The sequence below is a fragment of the Kribbella sp. NPDC055071 genome, assembly GCF_053608045.1.
Window position 1 is genome coordinate 108685 of record NZ_JBSGUS010000002.1, and the last position, 21763, is coordinate 130447.

At 66.3% G+C, this 21763-nt stretch carries 23 protein-coding genes and 2 pseudogenes; 21 read left to right on the forward strand and 4 right to left on the reverse strand.

The features are described from left to right. Positions 1–73: 73 nt before the first annotated feature. Entirely contained in the window at positions 74–1075 is a 1002-nt protein-coding gene (locus tag ACWF4Z_RS03860; RefSeq protein ID WP_452241410.1) for a Gfo/Idh/MocA family protein, read from the reverse strand. 283 nt (positions 1076–1358) lie between these two features. On the opposite strand from ACWF4Z_RS03860, the gene ACWF4Z_RS03865 reads away from it, so the two are divergent. The 9 genes from ACWF4Z_RS03865 (at position 1359) to ACWF4Z_RS03905 (ending at position 7738) form a co-directional block, all read left to right on the forward strand. Beyond that, positions 1359–2102, forward strand: coding sequence for a GntR family transcriptional regulator (locus tag ACWF4Z_RS03865; RefSeq protein WP_452241411.1), 744 nt, complete (start codon positions 1359–1361; stop codon positions 2100–2102). 184 nt (positions 2103–2286) lie between these two features. Then, a complete protein-coding gene (locus tag ACWF4Z_RS03870; RefSeq protein WP_452241412.1) occupies positions 2287–3564 on the forward strand; it encodes a CpaF family protein in 1278 nt (425 codons plus the stop codon). Beyond that, on the forward strand, positions 3564–4424 hold the full coding sequence (locus ACWF4Z_RS03875; RefSeq protein WP_452241413.1) for a type II secretion system F family protein: 861 nt from the start codon (positions 3564–3566) through the stop codon (positions 4422–4424). Before ACWF4Z_RS03870 ends, ACWF4Z_RS03875 begins: the two co-directional genes overlap by 1 nt. Then, positions 4421–5359, forward strand: coding sequence for a type II secretion system F family protein (locus ACWF4Z_RS03880; protein ID WP_452241414.1), 939 nt, complete (start codon positions 4421–4423; stop codon positions 5357–5359). The genes ACWF4Z_RS03875 and ACWF4Z_RS03880 overlap by 4 nt, the downstream gene beginning before the upstream one ends. A 14-nt stretch (positions 5360–5373) precedes the next feature. Beyond that, positions 5374–5583, forward strand: a complete 210-nt coding sequence (locus ACWF4Z_RS03885) for a hypothetical protein (protein ID WP_452241415.1) — start codon at positions 5374–5376, stop codon at positions 5581–5583. After that, complete coding sequence (locus ACWF4Z_RS03890) at positions 5580–5966, forward strand: TadE/TadG family type IV pilus assembly protein (protein WP_452241416.1); 387 nt, start codon at positions 5580–5582, stop codon at positions 5964–5966. Before ACWF4Z_RS03885 ends, ACWF4Z_RS03890 begins: the two co-directional genes overlap by 4 nt. Before the next feature lie 56 nt (positions 5967–6022). Continuing rightward, positions 6023–6472: a TadE/TadG family type IV pilus assembly protein gene (locus ACWF4Z_RS03895; RefSeq protein ID WP_452241417.1), complete on the forward strand. Its 450-nt coding sequence runs from the start codon at positions 6023–6025 to the stop codon at positions 6470–6472. Next, positions 6469–6897: a pilus assembly protein TadG-related protein gene (locus ACWF4Z_RS03900; protein WP_452241418.1), complete on the forward strand. Its 429-nt coding sequence runs from the start codon at positions 6469–6471 to the stop codon at positions 6895–6897. The genes ACWF4Z_RS03895 and ACWF4Z_RS03900 overlap by 4 nt, the downstream gene beginning before the upstream one ends. 46 nt (positions 6898–6943) lie before the next feature. Beyond that, the gene (locus tag ACWF4Z_RS03905) at positions 6944–7738 is read left to right on the forward strand and encodes an SDR family NAD(P)-dependent oxidoreductase (protein ID WP_452241419.1); all 795 of its coding nucleotides are present in this window, start codon (positions 6944–6946) and stop codon (positions 7736–7738) included. Between the two features lie 12 nt (positions 7739–7750). Here the strand turns inward: ACWF4Z_RS03905 and ACWF4Z_RS03910 are convergent, their stop codons facing one another. After that, a complete protein-coding gene (locus ACWF4Z_RS03910; protein ID WP_452241420.1) occupies positions 7751–8554 on the reverse strand; it encodes an SDR family oxidoreductase in 804 nt (267 codons plus the stop codon). 70 nt (positions 8555–8624) lie between these two features. Here ACWF4Z_RS03910 and ACWF4Z_RS03915 point away from each other — a divergent pair, with 70 nt between their 5' ends. From ACWF4Z_RS03915 to ACWF4Z_RS03925, 3 genes are read left to right on the forward strand one after another with little or no spacing between them, the layout of a single operon-like run. After that, positions 8625–9248, forward strand: a complete 624-nt coding sequence (locus ACWF4Z_RS03915) for a TetR/AcrR family transcriptional regulator (RefSeq protein WP_452241421.1) — start codon at positions 8625–8627, stop codon at positions 9246–9248. 18 nt (positions 9249–9266) lie between these two features. Beyond that, complete coding sequence (gene prfB, locus ACWF4Z_RS03920; RefSeq protein WP_452241422.1) at positions 9267–10388, forward strand: peptide chain release factor 2; 1122 nt, start codon at positions 9267–9269, stop codon at positions 10386–10388. Next, positions 10372–11124, forward strand: coding sequence for a pentapeptide repeat-containing protein (locus ACWF4Z_RS03925; protein WP_452241423.1), 753 nt, complete (start codon positions 10372–10374; stop codon positions 11122–11124). The genes prfB and ACWF4Z_RS03925 overlap by 17 nt, the downstream gene beginning before the upstream one ends. On the opposite strand, the gene ACWF4Z_RS03930 is transcribed toward ACWF4Z_RS03925, so the two are convergent. Then, positions 11121–12554, reverse strand: a complete 1434-nt coding sequence (locus tag ACWF4Z_RS03930; protein ID WP_452241424.1) for an MFS transporter — start codon at positions 12552–12554, stop codon at positions 11121–11123. The genes ACWF4Z_RS03925 and ACWF4Z_RS03930 overlap by 4 nt on opposite strands. Before the next feature lie 101 nt (positions 12555–12655). On the opposite strand from ACWF4Z_RS03930, the gene ACWF4Z_RS03935 reads away from it, so the two are divergent. Then, complete coding sequence (locus ACWF4Z_RS03935; RefSeq protein WP_452241425.1) at positions 12656–13540, forward strand: helix-turn-helix transcriptional regulator; 885 nt, start codon at positions 12656–12658, stop codon at positions 13538–13540. Positions 13541–13699: 159 nt separating this feature from the next. Here ACWF4Z_RS03935 and ACWF4Z_RS03940 read toward each other — a convergent pair. After that, a pseudogene (locus tag ACWF4Z_RS03940) lies at positions 13700–15146 on the reverse strand (IS1380 family transposase); the annotation flags it as partial. Between the two features lie 447 nt (positions 15147–15593). Between ACWF4Z_RS03940 and ACWF4Z_RS03945 the strand changes: the two are divergent. The 8 genes and pseudogenes from ACWF4Z_RS03945 (at position 15594) to ACWF4Z_RS03980 (ending at position 21593) form a co-directional block, all read left to right on the forward strand. Further along, positions 15594–15758 carry a helix-turn-helix domain-containing protein gene (locus ACWF4Z_RS03945; protein ID WP_452241426.1) on the forward strand — a complete coding sequence of 55 codons (165 nt, stop codon included), beginning with the start codon at positions 15594–15596 and terminating at the stop codon, positions 15756–15758. Positions 15759–15841: 83 nt separating this feature from the next. Next, entirely contained in the window at positions 15842–16261 is a 420-nt protein-coding gene (locus ACWF4Z_RS03950; protein WP_452241427.1) for a hypothetical protein, read from the forward strand. Beyond that, positions 16258–16470, forward strand: coding sequence for a hypothetical protein (locus ACWF4Z_RS03955; protein ID WP_452241428.1), 213 nt, complete (start codon positions 16258–16260; stop codon positions 16468–16470). The genes ACWF4Z_RS03950 and ACWF4Z_RS03955 overlap by 4 nt, the downstream gene beginning before the upstream one ends. A gap of 323 nt (positions 16471–16793) precedes the next feature. Then, positions 16794–18101, forward strand: a pseudogene (locus ACWF4Z_RS03960) (IS1380 family transposase). 450 nt (positions 18102–18551) lie between these two features. After that, a complete protein-coding gene (locus ACWF4Z_RS03965) occupies positions 18552–19070 on the forward strand; it encodes a hypothetical protein (protein WP_452241429.1) in 519 nt (172 codons plus the stop codon). Between the two features lie 2 nt (positions 19071–19072). Beyond that, complete coding sequence (locus ACWF4Z_RS03970) at positions 19073–20011, forward strand: hypothetical protein (protein ID WP_452241430.1); 939 nt, start codon at positions 19073–19075, stop codon at positions 20009–20011. Positions 20012–20030: 19 nt separating this feature from the next. Further along, the gene (locus ACWF4Z_RS03975; protein WP_452241431.1) at positions 20031–20369 is read left to right on the forward strand and encodes a hypothetical protein; all 339 of its coding nucleotides are present in this window, start codon (positions 20031–20033) and stop codon (positions 20367–20369) included. A gap of 795 nt (positions 20370–21164) precedes the next feature. After that, positions 21165–21593, forward strand: a complete 429-nt coding sequence (locus ACWF4Z_RS03980; RefSeq protein WP_452241432.1) for a hypothetical protein — start codon at positions 21165–21167, stop codon at positions 21591–21593. The last annotated feature ends 170 nt before the right edge of the window (positions 21594–21763 follow it).

The window sequence follows — 21763 nt, forward strand, 5'->3', positions numbered from 1 at the left end:
GCCCCTGTCCTTCCTTGCTAAGTCTAACTTTTTCGGTGCGGCCGATTCGTGCGAGTTGCTGGCCTGTGGATGGTTAGAGGGTTGTGGTGGGGCGGGGAGACAGGCCGGCGGTCTGGTAGCAGGTGTCTATGAGTTGCATGGTGGCCAGGGCGTCCTCGGCGTCGGTGAGGACTGGGGCACCGTTGCGGATCGCGGCGGCGAAGGCGTCGAGTTGGTACGTGTACGACGTGCGGGTGCCGCGGTGCTCGACCCAGGTGTCTTCCTTGGTGGTCACCGTGACGCGGTCGTCGTTGTGGGGCAGCACGAAGAACGGTGCGAACGCCTCGCCGCGGGTGCCGACGATCTTCAGGCTGAACTCGACGTGCTCCGCAGCCATGCTGGTCCGGACCGCGCCGGTCGCGCCGCTCGGGAACTCGAGGTCCGCGTTCAGCCACTCGTCCACGCCCGGCAGCCGCTTGCGTTCGCCGGCGCGGGCGTTGGTGAGCTTCGGCGCGCCCCCGGCGTACGGAGCGAACATCCGCTGCGCGTGCAGGGCATAACAGCCGACGTCCATGACAGCGCCGCCGGCCAGCGGCAGCGACCAGCGCGGGTCCTGGTCCGGCGGCGGAGGCATCACCATCGTCGCCTCGACGTGCTGGAGCTCGCCGAGCTCACCCTTGGCAAGCAGCTCCTGCAGCCGGCGCATCACCGGGTGGTAGGCGTAGTGGAACCCTTCCATGAACACGACACCGCGATCACGGACCGCATCGCGCACCTGCAGAGCCTCGGCCGCGTTGCTGGCCGACGGCTTCTCCGTCAGCACGTGCTTGCCCGCGGCAATCGCCCGCAGGTTCCACGGCGCGTGCAGCCCGTTGGCCAGCGGGTTGTAGATGGCCTCGACCTCCGGGTCGTCCAGGACCTCCTGGTACGACGCATGCACCCGTTCGACCTGGTGTTCCGCGGCGAAGGCCTCAGCCCGCTCGGTGTCTCGGGCCGCGACCGCGACCAGCCGGGCACCGGTCAGCCGGGCCGGCGCCACGATCGCCCGGTCGGCGATCCGGGCGGCACCGAGAATGCCGATCCGCAGCGGTTCCATGCCTTCTCCTTCGAGGGTCGGCCGTACAGGCGGAGTACGGCGGGGTCGTCCGAGGGGCGCGCCGGTAAGGGTAGCCGAGACTCCGGGGGCGAACGCGCCATCCTGCCTGACGATCGCCCACCGCCGATACCACGTGACCGTGATCCGGACCGGATTCACCGAACGTTCATTCACCCACCAGGAGAAAGGAGAAGGAAGAGGTTGATCGATCCACAAACGCAGGGATCTGATCAAATCGGGGTCCCGGGTCGACGGAACGGGGTGGAGGCTTCAGGATGTGCCCATGAGTACCGTCCAGGTCCGCGTCGATCGGAACAGCCGTACGCCGTTGCACGTGCAGTTGGCGCAGCAGCTCGAGGCGGCGATTCAGGGCGGTGAGCTGCCGGTCGGGTCCCGGCTGAGCAACGAGGTCGACCTCGCGGAGGCGTACGGACTCAGCCGGCCCACAGTGCGGCAGGCGATCGCCCGTCTGGTCGACCAGGGCCTACTAGTACGCAAACGTGGTGTCGGCACGCAGGTGGTGGGCAACTCCGGTCAGGTGCGCCGTTCGCTCGAGCTGACCAGTCTGTACGACGACTTGGCCGCGGCGCATCGCAAGCCCGAGACCGACGTACTGCGCTTTGGAATCGCCCCAGCGACCGCAGAGGTCGCTACGGCCCTCCAATGCGAGCTGGGCGACCGAGTGCTCCGGCTGGAGCGACTGCGGCGAGCAGACGGCGAACCACTGGCCCTCATGCGGAACTGGCTGCCACCCGAGCTCCTGGAGACCGATCCGGCCACTCTGGCCGAGCGGGGTCTCTATGAGCTGCTGCGGGCTGAGGGCGTGCGTCTGAAGGTGGCACACCAGACGATCTCCGCCATTCCCGCCTCGCCCGAGCAGGGTCGGCTCTTGGCCGAGGAGCCGGGCTCACCACTGCTGGCGACGACGCGGATCACGTACGACGACCACGGGCAGCCGGTCGAATACGGCTCGCACCTCTACCGGGCCAGCCGCTACTCGTTCGAGCACACTCTCGTCCATCGCTGAAATTGCAACAAGCTGCAATTTCCTGGACTCGTGGTGAGGCCGCGGATACCGTCGGTGAGCCACTGGCGTGTCACGGTTATCCACAGGCCGCTGGATGGCGAGTGGCGCGGACGCCCCACGGTTGAAAGGATGGTCGCGCATGGTGACCGCTTGGTCGCCAGACGGGACACACACGGGGAGATCGATGACAGCCGACAGACTCGCCGCGCGCCGGTCGGGCTGGGACGGCGCGGTCGAGCTCATCGATGCCCAGGTGCGCGACGTCGTCCGGCGGGAAGGTATCGATCCGCTCCGTGATCCGGGCGCGGTCGACGCGATCGTCGCCACCGTCGTCCGGGAGTACGACGAACGCAGCCTGGCCGGTGTGGTCCCGCCGATCGCCGACCTGGAGGCGGTCAGCCGGGAGGTCCACGACCGGGTGGCCGGATTCGGCCCGCTGCAGCGGTATCTCGACGACCCGACCGTCGAGGAGATCTGGATCAACGAGCCGAGCCGCGTCTTCATCGCCCGTGAGGGCAGGCACGAGCTGACCACGACCGTGCTGACCGAAGAGGAGGTCAGCGATCTGGTCGAGCGGATGCTCAAGACCACCGGACGGCGGATCGACGTCTCGCAGCCGTTCACGGACGCGCGGCTGCCGGACGGGAGCCGGGTGCACATCGTCCTCGGTGGCATCACTCAGCGTTATGCGGCTGTCAACATCCGCAAGTTCACCGTGCGGGCCACGCGGCTGGCTGATCTGGTCGCGCTCGGCTCGCTCACGCCGCACGCCGCCGCGGTGCTGGAGGCGTCGGTCGCCTGCGGGCTGAACGTCCTGGTCTCCGGCGGCACGCAGGCCGGCAAGACCACCATGCTGAACGCGTTGGCCGGCTCGATCCCGGGCAGCGACCGGGTGATCAGCTGCGAGGAAGTCTTCGAGATCAAGCTGCCGATTCCGGACTGGGTGTCGATGCAGACCCGGCAGGCCGGCCTCGAGGGCACCGGCGAGGTGCGCCTGCGTGATCTGGTCAAGGAATCGCTGCGGATGCGGCCGTCCCGCCTGATCGTCGGCGAGGTCCGCGGCGAGGAGTGCCTCGATCTCCTGCTCGCGTTGAACAGTGGACTGCCCGGCATGTGCACCATCCATGCGAACTCGGCGCGTGAGGCCCTGACCAAGATGTGCACCTTGCCGCTCCTGGCCGGGGAGAACATCGGCTCCCGGTTCGTGCTGCCGACGGTGGCCGGGTGCGTGGATCTCGTCGTACACCTCGGGATCGGGGCGGACGGCCAGCGGCGTGTGCGGGAGATCGTGGGAGTCAGCGGGCGGATCGAGGAGCAGACGATCGAGACCGAGACGCTGTTCGGCACGGTCGACGGGCAGTTGCGCCGGGCCGAGGGCCATTTGCCGCATCCCGAGCGGTTCCTGCAGGCCGGGTACAACCTGGCCGGTCTCCTCACCGAGCTGCCGCGGGGGGTGAGGTGATGGGACTCCTGCTGGGGTTGTTCTTCGGCATCGGCCTGTTGCTGATCATCGCGACGTTCGTCGCGCCGTCGGAGTCCAAGCCGTCCACGGACGGACGGTTGGTCGTCCGGACCCGCGAGCTGCTCGCGAGCGCGGGGATCGAGGGCGTGACACCAGGCGCGTTCATCGGTGCGTGTGTGCTCACCGGAGCCGGCGGGTTCCTGCTGATGATCCTGGTGTCGAAGGCTTGGCCGATCGGAGTCGTGTTCGGCCTGATAGCCGGTGCATTGCCGGTCACCTTGGTCCGGGCCCGGGCGCGGAAGCGACTCGGCGAGTTCCGCGAGTTGTGGCCGGACGTGGTGGACAACATCGCATCGGCCGTGCGGGCCGGGCTCTCGCTGTCCGAGGCGCTGGCGCAGGTGGGCGAGCGCGGGCCGCTGCCGCTGCGCGAGCCGTTCCGGCGATTCGGTTCGGACTACGCATCCACGGGCCGGTTCGCGGAGTCGCTTGACCGGTTGAAGGCACGGCTCGCGGATCCGGTCGGCGACCGGGTGATCGAGGCGCTGCGGATTGCACGCGAGGTCGGTGGCGGGGACCTTGGGCGACTGCTGCGTTCGTTGTCGACGTTCCTGCGCGACGATGCCAGGACCAGGTCGGAGCTCGAGTCACGGCAGTCGTGGTCGGTCAACGGTGCTCGGGTCGCGGTGGCCGCGCCGTGGCTGGTGCTTGCGTTGCTGTCGTTCCAAGGCGATGTGATCCAGCGGTACAACTCGCCCGTGGGTGCGTTGATCATCGGCGGGGGCGCACTCGTCTGTCTGCTCGCGTACCGATTGATGTTGCGGATCGGACGTCTGCCCGAGCCCGAGCGGGTGCTGCGATGACTCCGGTCCTCATGGGTGCCCTGGTCGGTGCGCTGTTCGGCGCCGGCCTGTTGATCGTCGTACGGCGGTTGCCGGTCTTCCGCAGGCCGACCGTCGACGAGCGGATCTCGCCGTACCTGCGTGATCTCGGCGGACCCGAGGTGTTCGTCGGGGTCGTGGACTCGAATTCGCCGTTCTACGCGATCCTGCGGCTCTTCGGGCCGTCGTTGCGAGCGGGTGCTCGCCGGTTGGAGCAGTTGCTCGGTGGCGCCTTGTCGATTCGGCGGAGGCTGGCGCGGGCCGGGCTGGAGCGGACGGTCGAGGAGTTCCGGATCGAGCAGTTGCTGTGGGGGACCGTTGCCTTCGGCGCTGGTTTGGTCGTGTCCGTGGCCGCCCTCAGTTTCGGCGTGGGCAATCCGATCGGGTTGCTGGTGTTCTGCGCGGTGCTGGGAGTCCTGGCGGTGCTTGCCCGGGACACCTATCTCACCTCGCAGGTCCGGCGTCGTGAGCGGCGGCTGCTGATCGAGCTGCCGACGGTGGCCGAGTTGTTGGCGTTGTCGGTGGCGGCCGGTGAGGGTCCGGCCGCGGCGCTCGATCGGGTCGCGCGCTCGTGCCGGGGTGACCTGGCCGACGAGCTGAAACGGGTCCTGGGTGAGACCAGGGCGGGGGACACACTGGTCCGCGCGCTCGATGCGCTGGCGGATCGCACCGGGTTGCTGGCGTTGTCGCGTTTCGCGGACGGGCTGGCGGTGGCGCTGGAGCGCGGCACCCCGCTGGCCGATGTGCTGCGGGCGCAGGCCGGTGACATTCGTGAGGCCGGGCGTCGCGAGCTGATCGAGTCCGGCGCGCGCCGTGAAGTAGCCATGATGGTCCCGGTCGTCTTCCTGGTGCTGCCGGTCACCATCGCCTTCGCCTTCTACCCGGGCGCTGTCGGAATCCGGCTGATCGCCGGATGAACTGAGGAGAACTGATGTCCCTACTACTCACAAGACTCTTGCTGAGATTCTTTCTGGCGTTGCTGTTGAAGCCACGTCCGGCCCGCAGGGAGCGCGGCGACGTTCCAGGCTGGGTGCTGATCACCGTGATGACGGCCGGTTTGGTCGTGCTGATCTGGGGCGTGGCCGGCGACCAACTCAAGACCATGCTGCAGAACGCGCTGAACTCCGTGTCCAACAAGTGACCCGGCCACGCGATCAGCGTGGCGCGGCGGTTGTCGATTTCGTGTTGGTGGCAATGCTGGTGGTGCCGTTGTTCCTCGGCATCATGCAGGTAGGGCTGTTCCTGTACGTGCGCAACACGGTGACGGCGGCCGCGTCCGAAGGCGCGCAGTACGCGGCGGTGCTCAATCGAGAGCCCGGCGACGGTGAGGCGCGCACCCGTGAGTTGGTGAGCGGAGTGGTGCAGAGCCGGTTGATCGACTCGGTGTCGGCGGAAGAGACCGATATCGACGGGCAGCCGGGCGTGCAGGTCGTCGTCAAGGCGCACATGCCGCCGCTCGGGCTGTGGGGTCCCGGTATCGAGTTCAGCGTCACCGGCCACGCGGTGAAGGAAACCGGCCAGTGAACCGACCAGTGAACCAGCCAGTGAACCGGCCAGTGAACCGGCCAGGCAACCGGTCAGTGAAACGGAAGCGGGACGAGCGGGGCAACGCCGTCGTGGAGTTCTCCTGGCTGGCGATCCTGCTGATGGTCCCGCTGGTGTACGTGATGCTCGGGGTGTTCGACGTACAGAGAGCTTCGTACGGCGCGACCGCCGCGGCCCGGGCCGCCGGACGCGCCTTCATCATCGTGCCGGCCGGGTTGTCGGAGGAGGAGGCGCGGGCGCGCGCCTTCGAGGCGGCACGGCTGACGATGAAGGACCAGGGGATGGAGCTGAGCCCCGGCCAGCTCACGATCAGCTGCGATCCCGCCTGCCTGCAGCCGGGCTCGACCGTGACCGTCACGATCGACACCGAGGTGCGGCTCCCGCTCATCCCGGATGCCCTCGGCGGTGAGCCGCCCGCGATCCACCTCGAGGCATCGCACACCGAGCCGTACGGCGACTATCGCGAAGCCAAGGGCGACGGATGAGGCGGCGCCGCGACGAGCAGGGGCAGATGACCGTCCTGATCATCGGGTTCGCCGCGATCATCCTGCTGATGATCGTCGTCGTCACCGACATCTCCAAGGTCTTCCTGGTCCGGCGGGAGCTCGACGCGACCGCGGACGGCGCCGTCCTCGCCGCCGCCAACGGCCTCGCCGCGATCTACGCGCAACCGGCCGCCGACGGCAACGCCGCGCTGGACCCGGACCAGGCCCGCCGCCTGACCGCCGAATACCTCGACCAAGTTGCCGCCAGCAACAACTTCGACGGCCTCGACTGGTCCGCCGACGTCGACGGTACGACGGTGACCGTCCGCCTCACCTCGACCGTCGACCTGCCGTTCGAACCACCCGGCTGGCCGGGTTCGACCGGCATCGCCTCCGAAGCGGCAGCCGTCGTACCCATTCGTTGACCCGGCCGCAACGTGTTCGTCGGCGCGGACTGGGCACCATGGACAGATGCGGATCGAACTGAACGGGCGACGGGCGTTGGTCTCCGGGTCGAGTCAAGGGATCGGACTCGCGATCGCCACCGAGCTCGCCAGAGCCGGCGCGGCCGTGATCGTGAACGGGCGCGGTGACGACAAGACCCGCGCCGCCGCGAATCAGGTCCGCAAGGAGGTCCCGGACGCCAACGTCACCGCGATCGCCGCGGACCTCGCGTCGGCCGACGGCGCCGAGGCGCTGCACCAGCAGGTCGGCGAGCTGGACATCCTCGTCAACAATCTCGGCATCTTCGGTGCCAAGCCCGTACTGGAGATCGACGACGACGAATGGCGCCGGTACTTCGAGGTGAACGTGTTGTCCGCGGTCCGGCTGATCCGGATGTACCTGCCCGGGATGATGCAGCGCGGCTTCGGCCGGGTGATGAACATCGCCAGTGACTCGGCCGTCGTGACGCCGCTCGAGATGGTGCACTACGGCGTCACGAAGACGGCCCTGCTCGCGGTCACCCGGGGCTATGCGAAGGCTGCCGCGGGATCCGGAGTCACGGTGAACTCGGTGATGGCCGGGCCTACCCACACGCCCGGGGTCGAGGACTTCGCGCGGGAGCTGGTGGGCGACGAGCTGCCCTGGGACGAGGCCCAGCAGCAGTTCATGACGGAACACCGGCCGTACTCGTTGATCCAGCGCCTGATCGAGCCGCCGGAGATCGGCAACCTGGTCGTGTACCTGAGTTCCGACTTCGCCTCTGCCACCACCGGCGGCGCTGTGCGCGTCGACGGCGGCTACATCGACTCGATCCTGCCCTAAGACACGCATGGTTCAAGCGAAGAGGCCGGGGTTGTCGTTCAGCCAGGTCGACCACGTGCGGGCGGTATGTCCGGTGAGCAGCTCGACGCCGGGCTCGATCGGCTGCGGGCTACCGACCCGAGAAGCCCAATAGGCAAGGAGAGTCTCCAGCTGGCCGGCGTCGCGCATGCGCATCTCGGCGCGAGCCTCGTCAGGCGTGAGGTCGACGGCTTCGATCGGTACGCCGGTGATCGAGGTGATGAGCTCGATCTGCCGCCGACGCGTCATCGACTCCGGACCGGTCATCGGGTACCCGCGGCCGTCGTGGCCGTTGCCCGGCCCGTCGAGCAGCACGCGGAGCGCTGCGTCGGCGATGTCCAGTTCGTGGATCGGTGCTTCCTGCGCGTCCAGGTACGGGATCCGGATCTGACCGGTCGACCGGACCTGGTACGACCAGAACTTGGCGTTGCTCATGAACGCGCCCGGCTCGAGACACGTGGTCGCGTACGAACCGGCGCAGATGACCTGCTCGGTCTTCGCATGGGGGTCTTCAGGGCCGTCGAGCGAGGAGAGCGACGACAGCAGGACGACCTGCTTGACGCCGGCCGCCTCGGCCGCCCGGACGAACGCCGGTGCCGTGTCCGGATCCGAGTACAGGAAGACCTGGCTGATGCCGTCCAGGGCGGCCGCCGGGTCGGCAGCGTCGTACGCGATCGCGGAAGGTCCGAGGTCGGCGGGCGAACTGGAGGCGACACGGACGTCGTGGCCGGCGTTGGTGAGACCGGCGGTGACGGCGCGGGCGATCTTGCCGCGGCCGCCGGTGACGAGAATGGTCATTGGATGAGCTCCAAAGATGTAGTGACTACAAGATTGGAACAAGTAAAACAGCTGCCCTAGGATGTGTCCAATGGAAACCGGCCGGCGCGAGCGGAAGAAGCGGCAGACCCGCGAGGCCATCTCGCACGTCGCCACGGTGTTGTTCCTCGAGCGCGGCTTCGACGCGGTGACCGTGGCGGAGGTGGCCCGCGCGGCGGATGTCGCCGTACAGACGGTGTTCAATCACTTCCCCAGCAAGGAAGATCTGTTCTTCGACGAAGAGGGCTGGTGGCGCGGGCCTGCGGCTGCGATCCGGGCGGCGCCGGCGGACGCCGATGCCATCGAGGTGCTCGAGGCCTACTACCTGAAGGAGATCCGGGATCGGTTGGAGGTCGGGCATCTGGCGACCTGGAAGCAGTTCGTCGGCACGATCGAGAGCAGTCCGGCCCTGCTGGCCCGGCGGCGGCTGAACGCCGCGGAGCTCGAGAACTCGCTCACCGAGGCACTCGACGAACGCGGACCGGATCACCTGCGGAACCACCTGATCGCCGCGGAGTATGCCGCCGCCCAAACGGTGTTGGAAGCCGAGCTGATGCGATTGCTGCCCGACGATGCGACCCAGGATCAGTTGATCCACGCACAGCGTGAGCTGGAACAGGCCGTCGCGCGGGTCTTCGGCCTGCTCAGAAACGGTTTAACGGCTACTACCAGCTAGCGGGTACGCTGTTTGGTTGTGGCTGGACTGGATTTTGACGCGGAGCTCAAGCAGCTCGACGTGACACTGACCTCGATCGAGAAGGTGCTCGATCTCGACTCCTTGCGCAAGGAGATCGCCGAGCTCGGTGAGGCTGTCGCTGCGCCCGACCTGTGGGACGACCAGGCGAACGCGCAGAAGGTGACGTCACGGCTGTCCAGCCTGCAGTCCGATGTGGAGCGGGTGACCTCGCTGCGTGGTCGTCTCGACGACCTCGGCGCGCTGATCGAGCTCGGTCGTGAGGCGAACGACGCCGACACCCTGGCCGAGGCCGAGAAGGATCTCGGCCCACTGGGTAAGGCGATTCAGTCCCTCGAGGTCCGCACGCTGCTCTCCGGCGAGTACGACGAACGCGAAGCGCTGGTGACGATCCGGTCCGGCGCCGGTGGCGTGGACGCGGCCGACTTCGCCGAGATGCTGCAGCGGATGTACCTGCGCTGGGCCGAGCGGCACGGATACCCGACCGAGGTCTATGACACGTCGTACGCCGAAGAGGCCGGGCTGAAATCGACGACGTTCGGGGTCAAGGCGCCGTACGCGTACGGCACGCTGAGTGTGGAGTCGGGGACGCACCGGCTGGTCCGGATCTCGCCGTTCGACAACCAGGGCAGGCGGCAGACGTCGTTCGCCGCGGTCGAGGTGGTCCCGGTGCTCGAGCAGACCGACGAGATCGACGTACCCGAAGAGGAGCTGCGGATCGACGTGTACCGCTCGTCCGGCCCGGGTGGTCAGAGCGTCAACACGACCGACTCCGCGGTCCGGATCACGCACATCCCGACCGGCACGGTCGTCTCCTGCCAGAACGAGAAGTCCCAGCTGCAGAACAAGGCCAGCGCGATGGTCATCCTGAAGGCCAAGCTGCTCGCGCTGAAGAAGGCCGAGGAGCGGGCCCAGATCGACGCGCTGCGCGGTGACGTCCAGGGTTCGTGGGGCGACCAGATGCGTTCCTACGTCCTGCACCCGTACCAGATGGTCAAGGACCTGCGGACGCTCTACGAGTCGGGGAACACCAGCGGGGTCTTCGACGGCGAGATCGACGAGTTCATCGAGGCCGGCATCCGCTGGCGCCGCACCGGCCAGACGGTTGCCGAGCAAAACTGAGCTGCGCGCCGACTGCGCTAGTTGCGTCGGCCTTTGCTGCATCGCGCTGACGTTCAGTAAGTCGGCGGACTTCGCGATCGACAAGTCCGCCGGCGAGGCGTGCCCGAATCTCGGTGCGGAGTTCCGCTGCACCATCCACAGTCAGCTGCGGGCCAAGGGTTTCCCGGGGTGCACGGTCTACGACTGCTTCGGTGCGGGGCAGGAGATCACGCGACGAGGCCAGTCCGGGCCGGAGATGTTCGCGGCGCTACCGATCCTTCGGCAGCTGCACGAGCTGCTCTGGTACCTGACCGAAGCCCTTGAATACAACGGCGACGCCGGCAACCTGCTCGCCCGAGTAGAGCGAGTCGCGCGTACGGCGGACCTCACGACAGTGGATGTGGATGCGGAGCGGGCCGTGGTCAACGAGCTGCTGCTGACGACCAGTCGGCTCGTCCGTGGCAAGCAGAGCAAGAAGAAGGACCGCCGAGGCGCCGACCTCATCGGAGCGCGGTTACGTGGCGCGGACCTCGTGAAGGCCAACCTGCGTGGCGCCTACCTGATCGCCGCGGACCTCCGGGACGCCGACCTCCGGCAGGCGGATCTGATCGGCGCCGATCTGCGGGATGCAGACCTGCGCGGCGCCGACCTGACCGGGGCACTGTTCCTCACCCAGGCTCAGATCAACGCCGCGCGCGGCGATCACCTCACCAAACTCCCACCGGCGCTCGAATGCCCGGCCCACTGGCTGCCCTAGCGAGTGCGCAGCAGGTTTGTCACCGGTGCCATCAGCAAAGAGATCGTGGTGATGGCCAGTGCTACGGCCGCGAGTGAGTCGCCCTGGCCCCACGACGTGCCGGACAGCGCGAGGAACGCCGTACCGACAGTGGCGGCGCCGAGTCCGATCGCGGTCTGCTGGCTGGTCAGCAGGATGCCGCTGCCCAGGCCGGCTTGAGCCGGCGGGACCTGTCCGACGACCACGCCGATCAGCGGCACCATGACCAGTCCGGAACCAACACCGGCGACCAGGAGCGGGGCGCCGATGGTGATGGGGTTGACGTCCGGCCAGAGGGTCAGCGCGACCACACCGAGGATCGCGTAGCCGACGGCTTGGATGATCCAGCCCCGGATGATCAGAGCGGCGCCGTACTTCTGCTGCAGGCGCGGTCCGTAGATCGAAGTGATCAGGAAGCCGATCGAGAGGGGCAGCAGACTCAGACCGCCTTCGAGTGGGGACATGTGTGCTTCGCCTTGGGTGGCGAGCGCGAAGCAGAACATGAAGCCACCGAACGTGCTGAAGAACGCGAGGGCGAGCAGGAGACCGATCCGCATCGCACGCAACCGCAGGACTGTCGGCGGGATGAGTGGCGCCCGGCCGGAGCGCTCGGCTCGGCGCTGGTGCGCTCCGAGCAATGCGGTCGCCGGGATCACGGCGGCGAGGCTGAGCCACGTCCAGAGCGGCCAGCCGAGCGGACGGCCTTCGGTGAGCGGCAGGAGCAACAGTACGAGGGTGACTGCCAGGAGTGCGGCGCCGACGAGATCGACCCGATGCGACTGCTCGGCCTTGCTCTCGGGCACCACGCGCAGCGCGACGATCAGCGCGATGATGCCGACCGGGACGAAGAACAGGAACACCGCGCGCCAGCCGAGGCCGAACAGGTTCGCCTCGATCAGAACCCCGCCGATGATCTGTCCGAAGGCTGCACCGATCCCGTTGGCGACGCCGAACATCGCCATGCCGCGGGCGCGATGCTCGCCGGTCAGCAGGCTGGTGATGGACGCGAGCACCTGCGGCGTGATCGCCGCTCCGGCCACGCCCTGGACGATCCGGGCCGCGAGCAGGAAGCCGATCGTCGGGGCGATCGCGCAGAGCAGTGATGCCACGGTGAAGCCGGCGACACCGATCAGGAACAGCCGGCGCCGGCCGAAGCTGTCACCGAGCCGGCCGCCGACCACGAGCAGGGTGGCGACCGCGATGCCGTAGCAACCGACGACCAGCTGGAGCTCGCCGGCGTTCGCCTTGAGGTCAACGGCGATCGCCGGGAGCGAGACGTTGATCATGAAGAAGGAGATCATCGGCAGCAGGGAGCCGAAGAGGAGTGTGCTGAGGGCTACCGGCCCGAGGGCCGCCGCGACGCGGGGCCGGGCGACGGCCGGAGGAGAAATGGCGTGGACCTGGTCTGTCATGCCTCCAGGCTGCGGCCAACCGGATCCTGGTGGTGAGAGCCTGGTTATCCTATTACTGACAGCACCTGGCACCCGGGTGGCCCAGGGGCCATGATGGCATCATGACAACCCTCCCAGCCACCACCGACAGAATCGATGGGGCGGCACAGCGGCGGGAGTTGGGCGTGTTCCTCCGCAGCCGGCGGGAGCGGATCCGGCCGGACGAGGTGGGGTTCGCCCCGGGCGGACGGCGGCGTACGCCGGGGCTGCGGCGCGAGGAGGTAGCGCTGCTCGCCGGGGTCGGAGTCACCTGGTACACGTGGCTCGAGCAGGGCCGCGACATCAACGTGTCGGCCCAGGTGCTGGATGCGATCGCGTCCGCGCTGGCCTTCGACCGGCAGGAGCGCAGTCATCTGTTCCGGCTGGCCGGGCTGCGATTCGGTCCCACGCTCGGCGCGTGTACGGCGTTGCCGCCGACGGTCCAGAAGACGCTCGACGCGGTCTCGCCGTACCCGGCGCTGGTGCTGAACGAGCGGTACGACATCCTCGCCTTCAACGAGGCCTACAGCAAGGTCGTCATCGACCTGAACCGGATCCCGGTCGACGAGCGGAACATGCTCTGGCTGAACTTCGTCTCCACCGCGTGGAAATGCAGCTTCATCGACGCCGAAGCCACCAAGCACCACATGGTGGCCGCGTTCCGGGCCGCGTCGGCCGACCACCTCGGCGACGTGATGTGGCAGGAGCTGATCCAGGGCCTGCTGAGCAGTTCGCCGTACTTCGCCGAGCTCTGGCAGCGGTACGACGTGGCCGCGCCGAGCACCCGGACCAAGATGCTCGAGATCGAGGGGATGGGGATCCTGCGGATCGAGCCGATCAACCTGTGGCTCTCGCAGCTCGGACCGCTACGGGCGACCGTCTACACGGCCGTCGACGAGGACACCGAAGCCAAGCTCCGGGTCCTCGTCTCCTCGCCGGTCAGCCGACCGGGATGCCAGGGCGCCTAAGCCTCGATCCACCGATCGGCCTGGCGTGGGCCGCTGATTTCGGGCCGGCTTGCTGCTGGGTTGTTTGTGGCGTGGTTGGGTGTCCAGCCTCGCTGCTTGGGGGTGTTCCGCTTTGGGTCTCCGGTTGTGCCGTGGTTCGGCGTGGTTGTCAGGGTGTGGCGGTGCTTGGTGGCCGCAGAGCTTGTCGAACAGCGATGTCCAGTGGTGTTGCCAGGGCCAGTCGAGTGGCAGGTGGAGGGTGATCTTGTGGGCGGATGATGCGATCCGGGCGGCGATGTTGATCAGTTTGCGCCGGATGGTGGCGGTGGTTGCTTTGGTCAGCTCGCCGCCGGCGAGGGTGGCAGCGGCGCGGGTGAGGTTGAACGCCATCACGGCCAGTACGAGCCAGGCGGCGTTCGCGGCGAACACCCCGGAGGGCAGGTGCGCGAGCGCGGAGTTCTTCAGGTCGGCGTTGACTTGTTCGATGACCGCGTGACCGCGGTGGGTCTTGTCCGCGGCCACGGTGTCGAGCACTTCGGGGTCGACGGTGGTGAAGAAGGCGTGGAACCGCCAGACGTCGAACAAGGTGCCCTGTCCGGAGGTGTTCTTCTCGGCGTTCTTGCCGGGGTTGAGGTCGGGGATCCGGCGGACCACGAGCCGGCCAGGTACTCGCTCTTTCTTGGCTCGGGAGGCGAACGCGGTTGAACGGGATTTCGGCGACCTCGGCGCGGGAGACCCATTGACCGGTCTGCTCGTCGAAGATCGCGTCGGTGTACTCGATCGGAGTCCATACATCCGCGCCGTCGGCGATGGCCGCGATCGTGGCCTTGATCCGCTTGTCGAGGCGGACGGTGACCGAGACATCGGCGCCGGCGCGGGCCGCGGCCAGCACCAGGCCGCGTCCGTAGAACGCCGAGTCGGCCCGCACCAGCAGCCTGCCAGACGACACACTCGGCAGTCCGCGCACGGTCTTCAATGCGTCGGTGACCAGGCGTTTGGCGCCGCGCGGCGAGTCGACCGATCCCTTCCGCAGCCGCTGCGCCACGATCACCGGCGCGCTATGTGAGGTGGTGACGGTGGCCAGCAGCGCGTTCAGCCCACGCACCCCGGAGTACCCGAGCCCCGCGCCCTGCTTGGCATAGCCGTGCACCTCGACGATCGTGTCATCGACATCGACATCGACATCGACCAGCACGAACTCGCCATCAGCAACACCTGCGGCCCCGGCCGCGCCACCGACCAGCGGTGTCTTGCCGGCCAGCCCGGTCAGGAATCGCGACGCGACCGGGTCGAGCTGGCGGACATGGCCGAAAGTAAAGCTGCGCAGGAACGACCCCAGCGTCGACGGTGCGTAGGCGTGGCCGAACATCCGGCCCATGCCGTCGTGCCGCAAGACCGTCATGTCGTCGATCGAGTCGGCGCCGGCCGTCATCCCCGCAACCAGCGAGGCCACCTTCAGCCCTGCGTTCGCGCCCTTGTCGGTCGGCACGCTCAATCGCTCATCGGCAAGGTCACGCAGGCCGACCAACTCCGCCAGCGCCATCGCCGGCACCAGCCCGGCCGACGACACCAGATTCGGATCGTCGAACTTCGCCACGATCGACCGCGGCTTATGACAGAGTTGCACCTCAGGGATGCCCTTCCGGGTTGAGAGCTACGGAACTGTCGCAAGTCCCAATCTCCCAGCACGCAAGGGCATTCTCGCGATACGGCACACCCACCCAGCCAAACTCACCCCAACCATAGGTGGATCGAGGCTAAGGGGTGGTTGGCCACCTCGTGGCCCAGCAAGCGAGGCAGACGAGCTGGTCGGTGTTGCGGATGCGTCGATAGGTTTTGCCCATGGAGATGCCTGCTTCGCAGCCGAGATCGCATGCTTGGTCTGTGCGGCTCTTGCGTTCTTAGAAGATGGGCGGATCCTGTTTGCGGGGTTTTGCGTCGGCCGAATTCGATCTTGCGGTAGTTCGAGCCCGAGGGGCCGTCCATCAATCGCGGGGTTGTAGAGCTGATTGAGCCAGTCCGGCCGCCGGCTGCTTCTGTCGCGGGAATACAGGTAGCGGATGACACTTGTCGCGTGGGTTTCTCGGATCGACTCCGCGAGTACCGAGGCCGCCGGGGCTGGTCCTTGGGTGAGCTGGCACGAGCAACCCACTACAGCCGCAGCCACCTGAGCAACGTCGAGAACGGTCGAAAGGTCGTCTCTGACGAGCTGGCCAAGGCCTGTGACGACGCGCTCTGAGAGCCGGCGGCGACCTGGTTGTCTCTGCCCGCAACGACGCGTCTCTGAAGATCTCTAACAGGCCGTACGAGACCGCCGAGCTGATGCAGCGCCTGGCGGTGGCCGACATGTCGCCAATCGTGCTGGAGGGCTTGCACGCAGCGGTCACTGAGATTTGCTGCCAGTACTCCTACCGAGACGCCTCAGAGTTACGCATGGAAGCTCAGGGCTGGATTGAGCATCTAGGCACCCTGCTGCGCAGCCCGGTCGGCATCAAGACTCACTCCGATCTGATGACCGCCACGGGTTGGCTGGCTCTCCTGGTCGGCTGTGTCGAATGGAACATGGGCTTGAAGTCGTCGGTCGAGTTCACGCGTAGAGCGGCACTACAGATCGCGACCGAGTCAGGCAATTCTGAGCAGGCCGCCTGGGCACACGAGATGTCAGCGTGGTTCGCCATGACAGACATGACAGAGAAGCGCTACAGAGACGTCATCTCGTCTACACAAGCCGTCAGCAGATGACGAAAGGCACCTCGGTCCACGTTCAGCTCATCGGGCAGGAAGCCAAGGCCCGAGCGGCCATGGGCGCGGACGACTTGCCCAGATTGCTTGAGTCCGGCCGCAGCTTCCTGGACAGCCTGCCGTACCCGGACCGGCCCGAGAATCACTTCAAGATCGACCCTAAGAAGCTCGACTTCTACGAGATGGACACCTACCGTTTTGAGCGTTGACAACAACCGAACCAAGGAGTAAGGCGAGATCGTTGTCAGAGAGCACCAGGACGGACCTGGCGGATTCCCTATGAGGGTCACCCAGGCAATGCTCGCACTCGCTCTTGTCGCAGCCGGCAAGGTGACCTGGAGTCTGCTGTCGGGCGGGCGATGGCCGCTATCAACCGGACTCGCAGGCGGTCCGTGCCGAGCTTCAAGCTCCTAGCCTCGGCGTTTCGCGGAAATTGGTGCGACACGTGAGGTGAAAGGCGAGAGTGCCTTGTCTGTAAGGGAAAATTGGGTTTGCGAAGACTCAAGGATCCCGGTCAGGAAGGCACTCTCAAGTGAAGGTTAGCAAGTCCAAGGCGCGGTTCAGGGTGTCGGCTGATGGTAAGGGGATCGTGTCGCATGCCGGGGCCGCGTTGTTGCGGGAACTGGCAGCCTCGACCGGGCTGGTGCAGGGCTGGACCGAGGCGCTGATCGACACTTACCGGTTGCCGCCGCTGCACGCGCCGGGCCAGGTGCTGGTTGATGTCGCGGTCACGATCGCTGACGGCGGTGACGCGTTACGGCACCTGCGGACGCTGCGGGACCAGCCGCGGCTGTTCGGGCTGGTCGCTTCCGACCCGACCGCGTGGCGGGTGATCGACAAAGTCGACCCGGCCCGGACCTGACCAAACAGTTGTGGCTGCATTTCGACGCGACCCTGCTGACCGCGCACTCGGACAAAGAGAACGCCGCACCCAACTGGAAGAGAGGGTATGGCTTCCACCCGTTGTTGTGTTATCTCGACCGCCCCGATGTGTCCGGTGGAGAAGGGCTGGCCGGGCTGCTGCGCCAGGGCAACGCCGGCAGTAGACCACGTCACCGTGCTGACCATGGCCATCGCCGCACTACCGCCCCAGGCCCGCCCCAGACCAGGCAGCCCCGACGGGCCCAAGGTCATGGCCAGTGCCGATTCCGCCGGCGCCACCCACGCGTTCGCTGCCGCGCTCCGCGACGCCGGGATCGGATACTCACTCGGCTTCACGATCGACGACAACCTCCAACAAGCGATCCTGGCCACCCCCGAACACGCCTGGCAACCGGCCTACAACGCCGACGGCCAACCCCGCAGGGGCGGCTGGGTCGACGAACTCACCGGGCTACTCAACCTGGGCAACTGGCCGGCCGGTTCCCGCGTCATCGTCCGCCGCGAACGCCCCCACCCCGGCGCCCAGTTGAGGTTCACCGACATCGACGGGCACCGATTCACCGCGTTCCTCACCGACACACCCCACAACACCGGCAGCCAACTGGCCGACCTCGAACAAGAACACCGCGGCCACGCCCGCGTCGAAGACCGCATCCGCACCGGCAAAGACACCGGACTGCGTAACCTGCCCTTCCACGCCTACACCAACAACGCCTGCTGGCTCGAACTCGCGCTGACCGCAGCCGACCTCCTCACCTGGACCCAAACACTCTGCTTCACCGACCGCCTGGCCCGCACCGAACCAGCCACCTACCGTTACCAGATCCTCCACACCGCAGCCATCCTCGTCCGCACCGCCCGCGGCTGACACCTCAGACTCGACACCGACTGGCCCTGGGCACACCAACTCACCACAGCATTCCAACGACTCCGCCCCGCCCCCTGGCCACCCACCTGACCACAGCACCAATCCCTACAACCAAGGACCCGGAACCCGCCCACCCGACGCGACAGCCGGGCCCAACCCAACCCACCAACAGCCCCCGACCACCCAAAACAGCAACCCCAACGACACGCCAGAACCCCATGAAAGATCGAGGCTAGGCGGCGAGCTCGCGCACACACTGCAGGAGCGGTACCCCGGCGAGGTGCTGACTGCTGAATTTGCTGACGTGGTCAGAGCTCTCAGACTGGGACCCCGACCGACCGAGGGATTCTGGGAACCACGCCGCTGCGTACTTCGGGGCATCACAATTCGTTTCTGGTGTCAACGGTTCGGCGAGAACCTGCAGGTTGCTGCAATTCCGGTAACGAGCAGAACACTGCTGGCGATATAGCTGATGCCCGTTCGGTGCGGTGATCAGCCTGTCACCGACAATACTGAGTCCAACGGAGGGATGTGGTCAGCATGCGTGACGCGAAGAAGGAAGTCGCTGTTCTTGCACTCGTACTCTGCATAACGTGCGCGTCTGCAGCCAGTGCCTCGGGGGTCGGCGCGGGCGGCAGCGGTCGTGAGGCGCAGGTGGCTGTTAGTTCGCTGCCGCCCATGGCGCCTGGCGCTCAGGCCCAACAGCAGCCGGAAACGGCGACCTCTCCCGGCGTGCAGCAACCACTCGATATCACCGGCAGTGCGGACGACCAGGTGCAGATTGATGCGCTCTCTGCCCTGTTATCGACTGGGCCAGTAGCGGACGGCGGCTTGGAGTGGGACGCTACCAGCAAGAAGGTCGTCGTAAGGCTCGTCGGCGATGTGAACGAAAAATCAACTGCCATGCAGGCGCGAAAGACATCAGTCTTAGCAAATGCTAAAGACTTGATCGCAAAGGGTTCGAGGTCGAATTCCGGTCAGCCAAATATTCGCGGGCCGAACTTGAGCAACTCGCCACCCGGCTATTTTCGACGGTGGAACAATGGGCTCCAGGTCTGACCGTGTACTCAACTGCGACGGACGCGCGCACCGGGGTCGGCGGAGGTTGGGATCCGCAAAAGAACCGGGTCGTGCTCGTGGTTCCTGAGAATAAACTGCAGGCTTGGACCGACCAGGTACGTGCCCTGAAAGACGATCGGATCAGTATCGAGACCTACCAGGAGGCACCTGGAGGCATACAGGCCCGACGTCTAGTTCGGAAATCTGGCACGTTGCCGCACCGTGCCATGGCTCCCGGTAACTGTGACTCCACGCCATGTCGTATCGACGACTGGGGGCCGCCGTACACTTGTACGACTTGCAGATGGAGTGGGGGTATCTGGCTGAGTCAAGACCAGTTCCGCGAACCTTATGATGGCACCGTATTGCGATATTTCAATCCGGACTGCACTGCAGGCTTCAACTGGCGACAATGGCAGACAAATATAACCTTTGGCAGCACGGCTCATCATTGCTGGGAGGTTGATCAAGACGACTTCAGGTGGTGGCATGGTGGGAGGTACTATGGATCTATTGAAATCACGAGCCCGGCGAGCGATACCATGTTGATGGGTGCGGCAAATCTAGACTTTGGGCCTTATGTTTATGTGGGAGACCAGACAACGAACGCCCGGCGCGCGGTCGTAGGCGTCGATAACAACTGGGCGGTCGGCGACCAGGTAGCCTTAAGTGGGGCGAGGTCGGGCTTGCTGGTCTCGTCAGTGAAGAATCCCGCCTATAAAGACCCCGGCGATGGTTTGAAGTACGTCCTCATGAACACCGCAATCGGTAGTGATGGTGATTCCGGTGCGCCAATGCTGACGACCAGGTCCACGGACGGTCAGGTTATTGCCCACGGGCAGATGATCGGTTTCGGTCCTCCAGGTGAAAATGACGGCACCGAATTTATGCCAGTTACCTTTATTAGTGGTAAAGTAGGGGCATCGATTCTCGTTTCGTAATGGCTGATGGAGTCCGACGATGGGTGATGAACTCAAACTGCCTCTACTTACTGTGCAGGAGCGTCCTGCGAAGCGGTTGGCGGCGCGGCTTGAGGGATTACTTGTGCTCGACGAAGCTGCAAATTGTTTGGTTGTCCAGAAGGCTGGGCGCCGCGTCGATGTGGCTTGGCCCCCAGGTTTTTCAGTGGCTGGGCGCAACGGATCAATAATGTTGGCCGATGCCACCGGACAGGTGGTTGCCAATCTGGGTGAGGTTGTGGTCCTGGGCGGGGGCTATGTCGCAGCGTCTACAGCGCACGCGATCTCCTGCACAGGTAGCGAGCGGGTGTTCGCCGCGTGGTCGGTGCGTTTACGCTGATGGCACGATCCGCGCGAATAGCGCAAGTCAGCGGCGCGATAGGTGAACACAGGCTGGGCACAGGCGCCGTTGGCGACCGACGGAGTCGCCCGGCTCACGACGTCCACCGCGCTAAAAGACTCCCAGGAGCCCTTCACCTACGGCGCGATGGGCTCGTCATCGTTGTAAGACGGGCAATCGGGCCCTTGAGTAAGACGCCGCGAATCCTTCTTCCGACTCGCCTTCTTCTGCCAGGCGTGCGTCTCGCTCATGCTGGCCTGAATTCGCAGTTCTAGGGCGAAAGCACGTGACTCGTGCCACTTGACCGAGTTCGAGGTCGTGCTCGCGTTTTGTGCTGGTCATGGCTGACTTCGGGTCATTCGCTTGTGATTCGGCTTGGTGTGCAGGGGTACTGACCTGCGGTGATGCTTGGCCGGATGTTGATTTGAGGCAATCAATGGTTCTCTACGCCCGGGCCAGGCGCCAAGAGGGCGTCATCAGCACCCACTCGGCGACCCCACGAACCCGCGGCCTCTTCCGCAGCTCCGGAACGGTGCTGTGCTGCTCAGCCAGGCGCACCAGGCAGGCGAGATACCACCAGGCGACGGCGATGCCTGCCGGACCTCGTCCAGGCCGCCGACGCATACGACGGCTAGCAGGGCCGTGGCGGACGCGAGACGCACCTGGCGCGCTGCTCGGCCTGCACCACAGCCGCGAAGCTCCTGACGAAGGTTGGCGAGCATCAGCTCGGCTGGCTGGCTGCTGGCCGCGCAACCCACGCCGCTCTAGTGGCCGAGTCGAAGCCTGCCACAGGGCATGGCCACATATCAGGTCGTCATCGCGCTGCTACGCAGTAGCGAACCGACGACGCCGAACGTGTTGCCGTGCGGTCGGCAGAAGGGCTCATGGCTCTTGCTGGCTCGGATGCGCCGGATGCCGTCTCGCCTGGCCGGTTCTCTATGGCTCATCTCGTCAGTAATTGCCGCGGGCCGTTCCGACCGCACGGCGTCCAGCGAGCGATTGGCCGAGGCGGCACGGCTCGCGGACCTCTTGGCGCACGACGGCAACCACTGGTGGACAGGATTCGGCCCGACCAACGTTCGGATCCACCGAGCCTCAGTCGCGGCTGAGTTCGGCGATCCACCCGGCGTCCTCCGGGCCGCTACCGGAGTCGACACCGAAGTCATGCCGGCCTGTCTCAGGGTCGACGTTCTCGCCTGCGTCTCGGCCTCGCTAGGGCCCTAACCCAAGCCAAGAACGACATGGGGGCGATCTTCCACCTACAGCAGGCAGAACGCGGCTCTCCCGAGTCGATCCGCTACCACACCATCGTTCGCGAACTGGTCCGCGAACTCCTCAAGAAATCCCGGAAACCCCGCTTGACCGCTATCGCCACCCGTGCAGGAGTTCGCGCG